At 66.5% G+C, this 11,813-nt stretch carries 15 protein-coding genes; 11 read left to right on the top strand and 4 right to left on the bottom strand.

From position 1 onward, the window contains the following. Positions 1 to 16: 16 nt before the first annotated feature. The 3 genes from ACFVJ5_RS24595 to ACFVJ5_RS24585 form a co-directional block, all read right to left on the bottom strand. Positions 17 to 394, bottom strand: a complete 378-nt coding sequence (locus tag ACFVJ5_RS24595) for a DUF3499 domain-containing protein (RefSeq protein WP_084472805.1) — start codon at positions 392 to 394, stop codon at positions 17 to 19. Positions 395 to 486: 92 nt separating this feature from the next. Then, on the bottom strand, positions 487 to 969 hold the full coding sequence (locus ACFVJ5_RS24590; protein ID WP_194826429.1) for a metallopeptidase family protein: 483 nt from the start codon (positions 967 to 969) through the stop codon (positions 487 to 489). A 124-nt stretch (positions 970 to 1,093) separates the two neighbouring features. Next, complete coding sequence (locus ACFVJ5_RS24585; RefSeq protein ID WP_133733920.1) at positions 1,094 to 1,327, bottom strand: WhiB family transcriptional regulator; 234 nt, start codon at positions 1,325 to 1,327, stop codon at positions 1,094 to 1,096. 580 nt (positions 1,328 to 1,907) lie between these two features. Here ACFVJ5_RS24585 and cofD point away from each other — a divergent pair. The 9 genes from cofD (at position 1,908) to ahcY (ending at position 10,046) form a co-directional block, all read left to right on the top strand. Then, positions 1,908 to 2,876: a 2-phospho-L-lactate transferase gene (gene cofD, locus ACFVJ5_RS24580; protein WP_379223947.1), complete on the top strand. Its 969-nt coding sequence runs from the start codon at positions 1,908 to 1,910 to the stop codon at positions 2,874 to 2,876. Beyond that, a complete protein-coding gene (locus tag ACFVJ5_RS24575) occupies positions 2,873 to 4,243 on the top strand; it encodes a coenzyme F420-0:L-glutamate ligase (RefSeq protein WP_379223432.1) in 1,371 nt (456 codons plus the stop codon). The genes cofD and ACFVJ5_RS24575 overlap by 4 nt, the downstream gene beginning before the upstream one ends. Continuing rightward, positions 4,240 to 4,773, top strand: coding sequence for an NUDIX hydrolase (locus ACFVJ5_RS24570; protein ID WP_379223430.1), 534 nt, complete (start codon positions 4,240 to 4,242; stop codon positions 4,771 to 4,773). The genes ACFVJ5_RS24575 and ACFVJ5_RS24570 overlap by 4 nt, the downstream gene beginning before the upstream one ends. Before the next feature lie 197 nt (positions 4,774 to 4,970). Further along, the gene (locus tag ACFVJ5_RS24565; protein WP_379223428.1) at positions 4,971 to 6,209 is read left to right on the top strand and encodes an alkane 1-monooxygenase; all 1,239 of its coding nucleotides are present in this window, start codon (positions 4,971 to 4,973) and stop codon (positions 6,207 to 6,209) included. Further along, on the top strand, positions 6,206 to 6,379 hold the full coding sequence (locus tag ACFVJ5_RS24560) for a rubredoxin (RefSeq protein ID WP_082844102.1): 174 nt from the start codon (positions 6,206 to 6,208) through the stop codon (positions 6,377 to 6,379). Before ACFVJ5_RS24565 ends, ACFVJ5_RS24560 begins: the two co-directional genes overlap by 4 nt. After that, positions 6,376 to 6,558 carry a rubredoxin gene (locus tag ACFVJ5_RS24555; RefSeq protein ID WP_378632574.1) on the top strand — a complete coding sequence of 61 codons (183 nt, stop codon included), beginning with the start codon at positions 6,376 to 6,378 and terminating at the stop codon, positions 6,556 to 6,558. The genes ACFVJ5_RS24560 and ACFVJ5_RS24555 overlap by 4 nt, the downstream gene beginning before the upstream one ends. Further along, positions 6,555 to 7,214, top strand: coding sequence for a TetR family transcriptional regulator (locus tag ACFVJ5_RS24550; protein WP_379223426.1), 660 nt, complete (start codon positions 6,555 to 6,557; stop codon positions 7,212 to 7,214). Before ACFVJ5_RS24555 ends, ACFVJ5_RS24550 begins: the two co-directional genes overlap by 4 nt. A 131-nt stretch (positions 7,215 to 7,345) precedes the next feature. Beyond that, a complete protein-coding gene (locus tag ACFVJ5_RS24545) occupies positions 7,346 to 8,503 on the top strand; it encodes an alkane 1-monooxygenase (RefSeq protein ID WP_379223424.1) in 1,158 nt (385 codons plus the stop codon). A gap of 58 nt (positions 8,504 to 8,561) precedes the next feature. Then, the gene (gene ahcY, locus ACFVJ5_RS24540; protein WP_379223422.1) at positions 8,562 to 10,046 is read left to right on the top strand and encodes an adenosylhomocysteinase; all 1,485 of its coding nucleotides are present in this window, start codon (positions 8,562 to 8,564) and stop codon (positions 10,044 to 10,046) included. Positions 10,047 to 10,108: 62 nt separating this feature from the next. Here ahcY and ACFVJ5_RS24535 read toward each other — a convergent pair whose 3' ends face one another. After that, positions 10,109 to 10,309 (bottom strand): hypothetical protein, encoded by a 201-nt coding sequence (locus ACFVJ5_RS24535; protein WP_378632582.1) that lies wholly within the window; start codon positions 10,307 to 10,309, stop codon positions 10,109 to 10,111. Positions 10,310 to 10,410: 101 nt separating this feature from the next. Between ACFVJ5_RS24535 and ACFVJ5_RS24530 the strand changes: the two genes are divergently transcribed. Beyond that, entirely contained in the window at positions 10,411 to 11,058 is a 648-nt protein-coding gene (locus ACFVJ5_RS24530) for a dTMP kinase (RefSeq protein ID WP_379223420.1), read from the top strand. 77 nt (positions 11,059 to 11,135) lie between these two features. Next, entirely contained in the window at positions 11,136 to 11,813 is a 678-nt protein-coding gene (mtrA, locus tag ACFVJ5_RS24525) for an MtrAB system response regulator MtrA (protein WP_379223418.1), read from the top strand.

The following is an 11,813-nucleotide window of genomic DNA, read 5'->3' as shown; positions in this document are numbered from 1 at the left end:
ATCCTGGCCGGACTAGCTACGGATCCGGCAGAACGCGTAGGTGGCCGCGACGGCCCGTGCGCGCGGTGCGGGGGGCCGCGGGGGCGTTGTCGCGGTAGCCCGGCTGGTCGGCTTCGGCGGCGGGGCGGCGACGCAGGCCCGCTTCGCGGACGGCTTCGGCCAGTGCGGTGAGATCGTCGTCGTCCGGGGTGCTCGAGGAGAAGCCGCCTTCGTGGCGGACCAGTTCCCAGCCCTTGGGCGCGGTGATGCGGCAGGCGTGCGTTTCGCAGAGATCCCAGGAGTGCGGTTCGGCGACGGTGGCCAGGGGTCCGACGACGGCGGTCGAGTCGGAGTACACATAAGTCAGCGTCGCTACAGCCGGGTTCTTGCAGCCGGGTCGGCAGCAACGACGCATAGGGATCACGACGTCGAGATTAGCCCTCCGCGGCCCGAAAGTGGATACGGACACGCCCTAAAGAGCGACTGATGAGCGGAGGCGGAGGACGCCTATTCGGGCTCGGGATCGATCAGATCGGGGTCGACGCCGAGGTAGGTCGCGATCTGCTGGACGAGGACCTCGCGCAGCAACTCGACCAGATCGTCGGGATCTGCGGCCCGCAATTCCAGCGGCTTGCGGAACAACACCACTCTGGCGCGCGTGGCCGCACCGTGCCGGTCGACGCCGGCGGGGATCAGCCGCGACAGCGGCACCGGTCCGTCGGCGACCACCTCGTCCGGCCAGGTGACCGAATCAGGATGCAGCGGACGGATTTTCGGAACATCGTCGACGGCGATATCGAGCTTGGTGAGGCGATCGTGCCAGCGGGTGTCCAGTGGGGCGAATGCCTCGAGCACGAGCCGATCGAATTTCTGGCCCCTGGTGCGCCACGCGGGCACCGTCGGCGGGAGCATGGGGCCACGGACACCGCGGCCGCGGCGGGTCACCGAACGGGCGGTGGGTGCCGGGGAATGACGCCGGGAACGTGCCATGGGTCTTTCACCTCTCTCGCCTGCACCGTGAAGATCAACAAGGGCGTTCGCCCGGAGACACCGACGTACTGCGCCTGCGTGGCTCCGGGCCAGGCCTGGAGAGAGTCTACTTTCGAACAGTCACTTAACCGATTCCGCGCTTCAGCCTGCGACGCTCTCGTTCCGAGAGACCGCCCCAGATGCCGAAGCGTTCATCATGTGCCAGTGCGTATTCCAGGCACTGGTCACGTACTTCACAGCCCAAGCAGATTCGCTTGGCCTCACGCGTCGAGCCGCCCTTCTCGGGGAAGAACGCCTCGGGGTCGGTCTGAGCGCAGAGGGCACGTTCCTGCCACTGCTCTTCGATCGACTCGAACATTTCGTCGAAGCCCGTGACGACCAGACTCAGCCGGGGAGCCGCGACTTCGCTTACCACGTCCGGTTCCTGCCAGCTCATGTCAGCGCAGACAGCGTGAGCTGCGCCTGCTGTGGAATCGGTCGGCGAGACCAGATCTTCGGTCATCGTTCCGCCTCCTCACTATGTGTTAGCGCAGAATGATTCTTTCCGTCGGTCCGATGAGATCTCCGACGGCCCAACACCGCGACGTAGTCTCGCGGGCTTCCCCGAGCCTGCCTTCCGGCGAGTGGGAACCTTCTCGCAAACGTCACCTGCGCTATGTCCTCGCGCCGTGGCCGTTTCCGGCGACTTGGAACCCTCTCGCAAACGCCCCCGCGCTATGCCCTCTCGCGGTGACCGGAATGACATGTCTGTGATTAGACACGCCGCACTTGCCGGTGGTCAACCCGCCGTCACCCTTCCGTTACACTCCGCACCCGCCTTTCGTGTTGATCTTGTTATGTGCCGTGGCAAATGACCAGCAACTTCGCTGTCGTTCGGCGCGAAATCAACCGGCAACCGCCACTCACTAGGCTGTGACCCTGTGACTGCACAACACGCGGTGCGCGAGCCCAAGATCGCCGTTCTCGTCGGCGGTGTCGGCGGTGCCCGGTTCCTCCAAGGCGTCCGGCAGCTGCTGCCCGACGCCGACATCTCGGCCATCGTCAACGTCGGCGACGACGTCTGGATGCATGGCCTTCGCATCTGTCCCGACCTCGACACCTGCATGTACACCCTCGGTGGTGGCATCGATACCGAGCGTGGCTGGGGCCACGCCGACGAAACCTGGCACGCGAAAGAGGAGCTGGCGAAATACAACGCCCAGCCCGATTGGTTCGGCCTGGGCGATCGCGATATCGCCACCCATCTCATTCGCAGTGAAATGCTGCGCGCCGGATATCCGCTGTCCGCGGTCACCGAAGCGCTGTGCAATCGGTGGCAACCGGGCGTGAAACTGATCCCCGCAACCGACGATCGCTGTGAAACCCACGTGGTGGTCAGCGATCCCGACAATGCTGGCGAACGTCGCGCGATCCACTTTCAGGAATGGTGGGTGCGGTACCGCGCGGCGCTTCCGACACACGGATTTGCCTCGATCGGCGCCGAGCAAGCCTCGCCGGCGCCAAATGTGACCGAAATCATAAGCTCCGCTGACGCCGTGTTGCTGGCCCCGTCGAACCCCGTGGTGAGCATCGGCGCGATCCTCGCCGTGCCCGGGATCAGAGGCGCGCTACGCACCAGCGAAGCCAAGGTGATCGGGCTCTCGCCGGTGATCGACGGAAAGCCGTTGCGCGGCATGGCCGATGAGTGTCTGGCTGCGATCGGCGTCGAGTCCACCGCGGAGGCGATCGGCCGCCACTACGGCGCCCGCTCGGCCACCGGCATCCTCGACGGGTGGCTGGTGCACTCCACCGACTCCGCCGATGTTCCCGGCGTGGAGGTGCGCAGCGTGCCGCTGTTGATGAGTGATCCCGAGGCGACCGCTGAAATGGCGCGCGCCGCATTGGAATTGGCGGGAGTGAAGGCATGAGCGCGCAGGAGAACGGCAGCGGCGGCACCTTGCCCGACCACGCCGCCGACGAGTTGCGGATCCTCCCGGTGACCGGGCTGCCGGAGTTTCGGCCCGGCGACGACATCGCCGAACATCTTGCGGCACAGGCGCCCTGGCTCGCCGACGGCGACATCATCGTGGTCACCAGCAAGATCGTGTCGAAGGTCGAGGGGCGCATCGTCGTCGCGCCGATCGACCCCGAGGAGCGCGACACCGCTCGACGCAGGCTCGTCGAGGACGAGGCCGTGCGGGTGCTCGCGCGCAAGGGCCGCACCCTGATCACCGAGAACCGGCTCGGCATCGTGCAGGCGGCCTCCGGCGTCGACGGCTCCAATGTGGCCGAGGGTGAATTGGTGCTGCTGCCGGTCGATCCCGACGGCAGCGCGAAGTCCCTGCGCACCGCGCTCGCCCAGCGGCTCGGCGTCGACGTGGCCGTCGTCGTCACCGACACCATGGGCCGGGCCTGGCGCAACGGGCAGATCGACGCGGCCATCGGGTCGGCCGGGCTGCGGGTGCTCCACGATTACGCAGGCTCTGTCGATGGGCAGGGCAACGAACTGCACGTCACGCAGGTGGCCATCGCCGACGAGCTCGCCGCCGCCGCCGATCTGGTCAAAGGCAAGCTCGGTGGGGTCCCGGTGGCGGTGGTGCGCGGGCTGCGGACCGACGACGACGGGTCGACCGCGGCGGCACTGCTGCGCGGTGGCATCGACGACCTGTTCTGGCTCGGCACCGCCGAAGCGCTCCAGCAGGGCCGCAAAGAGGCTGTGCCGCTGCGTCGTTCGGTGCGCGCGTTCGCCGCCGAGGCGGTGGACCCGGAACGGATCCGCGCCGCCGTGGCGGTCGGCCTCACCGCGCCGGCGCCGCACCACACCCGCCCGGTGCGCTTCGTCTGGCTGCGCAAGGCGACGTTGCGGGCCCAGCTGCTCGATGCCATGGCCGAGAAGTGGAGCGAGGACCTCACCGCCGACGGGCTCGACCCCGAACGCGTGCGGCGTCGAATCGCGCGTGGCCGAATCCTTTTCGACGCGCCGGAGGTGATCATCCCGTTCTGTGTGCCCGACGGCGCCCACGACTATCCCGACGCTCGTCGTCAGGCTGCCGAGCAGACGATGTTCACGGTGGCCGTCGGCGCGGCGGTGCAGGGGCTGCTGGTGGCGCTGGCCGCCGACGGGCTCGGCAGTTGCTGGATCGGCTCGACCATCTTCGCGCCCGACATCGTTCGCGAGGTCCTCGGGCTCGACGAGGACTGGATGCCGTTGGGCGCCATCGCGATCGGTCATCCGCTGGAGGAGCCTGTCGCGCGCACCGTCGGCTCGGCGGGCGCCGGCCTGGTGGAACTGTGAGCGCGGAGTCGCTGCACGCCTCGGCGACGGAGTTGCTCACGCACTGGGAACCCGAGACCCGCGCGGATCACTCACTGCGTGAAGCGATTCTGGCCTTCCTCGGCTCGGCGCCCCGTGGCTGTCTGCGCGAACACGCGCCCGGCCACATCACCGCGTCGGCGATCGTGCTGTCGCACGACCGCCGCGACATCCTGCTCACCCTGCACCCACGCGTCGGTCGCTGGATTCAGCTGGGTGGTCATTGCGAACCCGATGACAAGACCGTGCAGGACGCGGCGCTGCGGGAGGCGGTGGAGGAATCCGGCATCCCCGACCTGATTCTCACGCCGGGTCTCTACGGTGCGCAGGCGCACCCGATCACCTGCTCGCTCGGCGTGCCGACGCGGCATCTGGACCTGCTCTTCGAGATCGTGGCGCCCCCCGGCGCGGTACCGGTGCGCAGCTCCGAATCGACCGATCTGCGATGGTGGCCGGTCGACGGGCTACCGCCGGGCGCGGACGTGCTCCTTCCGGTCAGAGGCCGAATGTAAAGGCCCCTGAAAAGGTCACTGACCTGTAACGACGGCGACCGTGTCCAGTTCGGGCACGGTCGCCGTCCGCGTTATCGGGCCGATACTGCTTTACAAATTGGCCAATTTGTCTAGACAGCGGACGCATCCAGACCTATCGTCTGTGACAGAGAGTTACGCACATCACACGTGTGAGATGTGCCTCGGAACTGGAGACGATGATGTCGACTGATGCCAACGCGTCCGAGCAGCGGGTCGCACCGCCGCAGTGGCGAGATTCCAAGCGATATTTGTGGCTGTGGGGGTTGTTCGCCCCGACCGGGCTGTTCACGATCGCGATCCCCTTGATCTGGGGCCTCAACCAGCTCGGCTGGCATCGCATAGCCGAGATCCCGTTCTGGCTCGGGCCGGTGCTGGTCTACCTCGTGATCCCGCTGGCGGACCTGTTCTTCGGCCCCGACGGCGACAACCCGCCCGACGAGGTGATGGAGTACCTGGAGAACGACAAGTACTACCGCTACCTCACCTACCTGTACCTGCCGTTCCAGTACGCCTCGCTGATCTTCGCCTGCTACATCATCACCGCGCCGAACCTGCACTGGCTCGGCTTCCCCGGCGGCGCCAATGTGGTCGACAAGATCGGTATCGCGATCAGCGTGGGCATGATCGGCGGCATCGGCATCAACACCGCGCACGAACTCGGTCACAAGAAGGTCGAACTGGAACGCTGGCTCGCGCGCATCGCGCTGGCCCAGTCGTTCTACGGGCACTTCTACATCGAGCACAACCGTGGCCACCACGTGCGGGTCGCCACTCCCGAGGACCCCGCGAGTTCGCGCATCGGTGAGTCCTTCTGGGCGTTCTGGCCGCGCACGGTCTGGGGCAGCCTGCGCTCGGCCTGGCATCTCGAGAAGGAACGTCTGGGTCGGCTCGACAAGAGTCCGTGGACGCTGCGCAACGACGTGCTCAACGCCTGGGCGATGTCGGTGGTGTTGTGGCTCGGATTGATCGCCGTGTTCGGCATCGAGGTGCTGCCGTATCTGATCCTGCAGGCCGTGATCGGGTTCAGCCTGCTCGAGTCGGTGAACTACCTCGAGCACTACGGCCTGGTCCGGCAGAAGACCGCGAGTGGACGCTACGAACGACCCGCGCCCGCGCACAGCTGGAACAGCGACCACATCGTCACCAACATCTTCCTCTACCACCTGCAGCGCCACAGCGACCATCACGCGTATCCGACCCGGCGCTACCAGACGTTGCGTAGCTGGGACGGTGCGCCGAACCTGCCCAGCGGCTACGCCAGCATGATCCTGCTCGGCTACTTCCCGCCGATCTGGCGCAGGGTGATGGACAAGCGCGTGCTCGCGCACTACGGCGGGGACGTCACGCTCGCCAATATCGAACCCAAGCGCCGGGAGCAGGTGCTGGAAAAGTACGGAACCGAGGTCCAGTCGTGAGCGCCTACAAATGTCCGGTCTGTGATTTCGTCTTCGATGAAGCCAAAGGCGCGCCACGCGAGGGATTTCCGCCTGGCACACTGTGGACGGCCGTTCCCGACGACTGGTGCTGTCCGGACTGTGGGGTGCGGGAAAAGATCGACTTCGAGGCGGTAGGAGTTTCGCAGTGACCGACTACAAGCTGTACCAGTGCGCACAGTGCGGTTTCGAGTACGACGAGGCCCAGGGCTGGCCCGACGACGGCATCGCCCCCGGCACCCTCTGGGAAGACATCGCCGACGACTGGACCTGCCCGGACTGCGGTGCCCGCAAGTCCGACTTCTTCATGGTCGAGATCGAACGTTCGTGAGCGTCGCGGGCACCCCGCGCACCGGTTCGCGCATCCCGTACCAGGAGGCCGCGCGCGAACTGCTGCGCAACTCGGTCCTGGACGGGATGCGCGAACTGCTCACCGAGCGTGACTGGTCCAAGGTCACGCTCGGTGACGTCGCGGCCAGGGCCGGGGTGAGCAGGCAGACGCTCTACAACGAGTTCGGCTCGCGCGCGGGGCTCTCGCAGGCCTACGCGCTGCGTCTGGCCGACGACCTCGTCGACCATGTGCGCGAGGCGCTCGACGCCAATGTCGGCGACGCGCGCGCCGCGATCCGGGTCGGGATGACCGGCTTCTTCCTCTCCGCCGCGGGCGACCCACTGGTCCGTTCGCTGCTGAGCGGGGAGATGAAGCCGGACCTGTTGCGGTTGATCACGCTCGACGCGGCCCCGCTGCTCGAGCATGCCACCGCGCGCCTGACCCAGGTGTTCGTACACAGCTGGGTGGACGCGAGCGATGCCGAGGCCGATGTGCTCGCGCACGCGCTGGTGCGGATCGCGCTGAGCTACATTCCGAATCCGCCCGTGCCCGAACGCGACGCCCCGGCCGAGATGAGCGCACTGCTGAGCCCGTACGTCGAGGCAATTGTGCAGGTACGGGGCATACGCGTCCCATCCGGTGAAGTGGATCACTGAGAGAAGTCACTAGCTCTGATTCGCTCCTGTGTAACCATCACCACGTTTGAGGATCTGCCGCTGTGTAACGCGCCTACGGTCTGTCAGTATTCACATCGGTCGGCGATTGGTCTTTTTGTAGCGGAGCGGGTGTGCAAACGGTTGGCAAACCGGGGGGTTTTCGTGATCCCAAACGGTATCTCTGGGCTTTAGGGCTGATCGCCCCGGCGTGCGCGCTGCTGCCCTCCCAGCTGGTGTTCCATACCAAGGCTGAAGTGTTCTGGTGGATCGGACCTGTCATCGTCCTGATCGCCATTCCCGTGCTGGACTGGATCGTCGGCGAAGACGGCAACAATCCCCGCGACGAGGACTACGCGGCGCTCTCCGCCGACCGGTACTACCGGTGGTGCACCTATCTGTTCCTGCCGATCCAATTGGTCAGCCTCGGCGTGGCCTGCTTCATGTGGACGAGCCCCGAGCTGGCCCTGGTCGACAAGCTCGGATTGGCCGCCACGGTCGGCTTCGTCAGCGGCATCGGCATCAACGCCGCCCACGAATTGGGCCATCGGGTGGAGAGTGCCGAAAAATTGCTGTCGAAGATCGCGCTGGCCCAATCGGGCTACGGGCACTTCTTCGTCGAGCACAATCGCGGACACCACGCCCGCGTGGCAACCCCCGAGGATCCGGCCAGCGCCCGGCTGGGGGAATCGCTGTGGGAGTTCCTGCCGCGCAGCGTGATCGGCGGGTTCCGGTCGGCCCTGCAACTCGAGCGCGCCCGCCTGCACCGGCAGGGTCGCGGCTGGTGGAGCGCCGACAACAACATTCTGCAGGCCTGGGCGATGACGGCGGTGCTGTTCGGATCGCTGACGCTGGTGTTCGGCCCGTCCATCCTCCCGTGGCTGGCCATCCAGGCCGCGATCGGCATCGCGCTGCTCGAGACCGTCAACTACGTCGAGCACTACGGGCTGCTGCGCGCACGCAAGGCCAACGGCCGCTACGAACGGTGCTCCCCGCGCGACAGCTGGAACTCCGATCGCCTGGTCACCAACATCTTCCTGTTCCACCTGCAGCGCCACAGCGACCACCACGCCAACCCCGGACGTCGCTATCAGACACTGCGCAGCACCGAAGAAGCTCCGCAGCTGCCCGCCGGGTACGCCACCATGATCGTGCTCGCCGCCGTTCCGCCGCTGTGGCGTGCGGTGATGGACCCCAAGGTGGCGGCGCATTACGGCGGCGACCTGAGCCTGGCCAATGTCGCGCCCGCGAAGCCGCGACGGTTGCTGGCCCGCTACCGCGCGGCGGCCTGAGACTCCACCTCGACGGAGGAGGGGAACTCGCGCGGCCTCAGACGGTAACCTAGCCAACGTGACGACCTCAGAACTCCCCGCGCGCACCGAGCTCACCCCCGACGTCCGCAACGGCATCGACTACAAGGTGGCAGACCTCTCGCTGGCCGAATTCGGCCGCAAGGAGATCCGCCTCGCCGAGCACGAGATGCCGGGCCTGATGGCGCTGCGTCGTGAATACCACGACGTCCAGCCGCTGAAGGGCGCGCGAATCTCCGGATCGCTGCACATGACGGTCCAGACCGCCGTCCTGATCGAAACCCTCGTTGCTCTCGGCGCCGACGTGCGCTGGGCCTCCTGCAACATCTTCTCCACCCAGGACCACGCCGCCGCCGCCATCGTGGTCGGCCCGAACGGCACCGTCGACGAGCCCAAGGGCATCCCCGTCTTCGCCTGGAAGGGCGAGACGCTGGAGGAGTACTGGTGGGCCGCCGAGCAGATGCTCACCTGGCCGAACTCCCCGGCGAACATGATCCTCGACGACGGTGGCGACGCGACCATGCTCGTGCTGCGCGGTGCGCAGTTCGAGAAGGCCGGTCTGGTTCCGCCCGCCGACGCCGACCACTCCGCCGAGTACACGGTGTTCCTCGACCTGCTGCGCGAGAGCCTCGAGGCCGACAAGACCAAGTGGAGCGTCATCGCCGACTCGGTCAAGGGCGTCACCGAGGAGACCACCACCGGCGTGCTGCGGCTGTACCAGTTCGCCGCCGCGGGTGAACTGGTGTTCCCCGCGATCAACGTCAACGACTCGGTCACCAAGTCCAAGTTCGACAACAAGTACGGCACCCGCCACTCGCTGATCGACGGCATCAACCGCGGCACCGACGTGCTCATCGGCGGCAAGAAGGTGCTGATCTGCGGTTACGGCGACGTCGGCAAGGGCTGCGCCGAGTCGCTGGCCGGCCAGGGCGCGCGCGTGCAGGTCACCGAGATCGACCCGATCAACGCGCTGCAGGCGCTGATGGACGGCTACGACGTGGTCACCGTCGAGCAGGCGATCGGCGACGCCGACATCGTCATCACCTCGACCGGCAACAAGGACATCATCACCCTCGACCACATGAAGGCGATGAAGGATCACTCGATCCTGGGCAACATCGGCCACTTCGACAACGAGATCGACATCGCGGCGCTGGAGCGTTCGGGCGCGACCCGGATCAACATCAAGCCGCAGGTCGACGAGTGGACCTTCAAGGAGACCGGCAAGGCGATCATCCTGCTGTCCGAGGGTCGCCTGCTGAACCTGGGCAACGCCACCGGCCACCCCTCGTTCGTGATGTCGAACAGCTTCTCCAACCAGGTCATCGCCCAGATCGAACTGTGGACGAAGCCGGAAGAGTACGACAACGAGGTCTACCGCCTGCCCAAGCACCTCGACGAGAAGGTCGCCAAGATCCACGTCGAAGCCCTCGGCGGCACCCTGACCAAGCTCACCAAGGATCAGGCCGAGTACATCAACGTGGACGTGGAAGGCCCGTACAAGCCGGAGCACTACCGCTACTGAGTTCTGACAACGGTGGCCCGTCGACCAGCTGGTCGACGGGCCACCGGCATGATCGGCCTCAGCTAGCCGATGATCAGGCCGGTGCAGAAGATGTTGTGCTCGCTGCTGATCCCGAGCAGCGCGCACATCACCGAGTTGAAAGCCGCCGACGACCCCGCGTCGGGAGCGGCGGTCGGGGTGGCTGTCTGCGCGGACGCGGTGCCGCAGGCAAAGGCGGCGGTGATGGCAAGCGTGGCGGCGGTGGTGCGGACGATCGTTTTCATGGGGGGATCCTCGTTCGCCCGAGCGGGTGCCGACCAGACCGCAATTCTGGGGTGACGGTGAGGTGTGAGGGCAACGCGCGCGAGCGCGGTAATCTCACCGCATGGGTGTATTGATCGCGGTGGAAGGGCTCGACGGGGCGGGCAAACGCACGCTGATCGATGGATTGATCGCCGAATTGTCCGCCAAGGGGCTACGCGCGGACAGTCTGGCCTTTCCCCAATACGGGCACTCGATCCACGCCGATCTGGCGGCCGAAGCGCTGCGCGGGGGCAACGGCGACCTGGCCGGGTCGATCAACGGCATGGCGATCATGTTCGCGCTCGACCGGGCCGCGGCACGCGTGGAACTGTCGGACCTGTTGGGCGGCAACGACATCGTGATCCTGGACCGGTGGGTGGCCTCCAACGCCGCCTACTCTGCCGCGCGGGCGCATCAGGACGCCGATGGCGAAATCGTGTCGTGGGTGGGTGATCTGGAGTTCGGCAGGCTCGAATTGCCGACGCCGGAGCTGACCGTTCTGCTCGACGTGCCCACCGAGGTGGCGGCCGAACGAGCCCGTCGCCGAGGCGAACTCGACGACGCGCGCGCCCTCGATGCCTACGAACGGGACGGCGGTCTGCAGGGGCGCACCGGTGAGGTCTATCGTGAACTCGCCGACCGCGACTGGTTCGGCCGGTGGTGGACATACCGATCCGATGACGATAGGCCTGCGTTACTCACCCTCTGCTCGGAAATCTTTTCCGGATAAGGTTGGATACGCGACGGGTTCACACCATTAATGGCGTGGCGGCCCGATCCTGGCCATGGAGATGACAACATAGGACTATGAAGCCCAAGATTCTGGTCGTCGACGACGATATGGCACTCGCTGAGATGCTGACCATCGTCTTGCGCGGGGAAGGGTTCGACCCGCATGTGGTGGGCGACGGCACACAGGCCCTGTCAGCGGTGCGGGAGATCCGCCCCGACCTGGTACTGCTCGACCTGATGCTGCCCGGCATGAACGGCATCGATGTATGCCGGGTGCTGCGGGCCGATTCCGGCGTTCCGATCGTCATGCTCACCGCCAAGACCGATACGGTCGATGTGGTCCTCGGCCTGGAGTCCGGTGCCGACGACTACATCGTCAAACCCTTCAAGCCCAAGGAGCTCGTCGCCCGCGTCCGAGCGCGCCTGCGCCGCACCGAGGACGAGCCCGCCGAGCTGCTCTCGATCGCCGATATCGTCATCGACGTGCCCGCGCACAAGGTGACCCGCGGCCCCGGGCAGATCTCGCTCACCCCACTGGAGTTCGACCTGCTGGTCGCGCTCGCGCGCAAGCCGCGTCAGGTGTTCACCCGCGAGGTGTTGCTCGAACAGGTGTGGGGCTACCGGCACGCCGCCGACACCCGTCTGGTGAACGTGCATTTGCAGCGACTGCGCGCCAAGGTCGAGAAGGATCCGGAGAACCCGGAGATCGTGCTGACCGTGCGCGGCGTCGGTTACAAGGCCGGACCGCCGTGA

It is taken from the genome of Nocardia sp. NPDC127606, assembly GCF_042671725.1.
In the GTDB taxonomy this organism is placed as follows: domain Bacteria; phylum Actinomycetota; class Actinomycetes; order Mycobacteriales; family Mycobacteriaceae; genus Nocardia.
The sequence above is the reverse complement of the archived record's forward strand: the minus strand, read 5'-3'. Positions and strand labels throughout refer to the sequence as shown.

Excerpts from the sequence above, each read along its gene's own strand:
- ACFVJ5_RS24595 (WP_084472805.1), bottom strand. The coding sequence starts at position 394 with ATGCGTCGTTGCTGCCGACCCGGCTGCAAGAACCCGGCTGTAGCGACG.
- ACFVJ5_RS24565 (WP_379223428.1), top strand. The coding sequence starts at position 4,971 with ATGATGTCGACTGATGCCAACGCGTCCGAGCAGCGGGTCGCACCGCCG.
- mtrA (WP_379223418.1), top strand. The coding sequence starts at position 11,136 with ATGAAGCCCAAGATTCTGGTCGTCGACGACGATATGGCACTCGCTGAG.
- ACFVJ5_RS24585 (WP_133733920.1), bottom strand. The coding sequence starts at position 1,327 with ATGTTCGAGTCGATCGAAGAGCAGTGGCAGGAACGTGCCCTCTGCGCT.
- ACFVJ5_RS24575 (WP_379223432.1), top strand. The coding sequence starts at position 2,873 with ATGAGCGCGCAGGAGAACGGCAGCGGCGGCACCTTGCCCGACCACGCC.
- ACFVJ5_RS24590 (WP_194826429.1), bottom strand. The coding sequence starts at position 969 with ATGGCACGTTCCCGGCGTCATTCCCCGGCACCCACCGCCCGTTCGGTG.
- ACFVJ5_RS24530 (WP_379223420.1), top strand. The coding sequence starts at position 10,411 with ATGGGTGTATTGATCGCGGTGGAAGGGCTCGACGGGGCGGGCAAACGC.
- ACFVJ5_RS24535 (WP_378632582.1), bottom strand. The coding sequence starts at position 10,309 with ATGAAAACGATCGTCCGCACCACCGCCGCCACGCTTGCCATCACCGCC.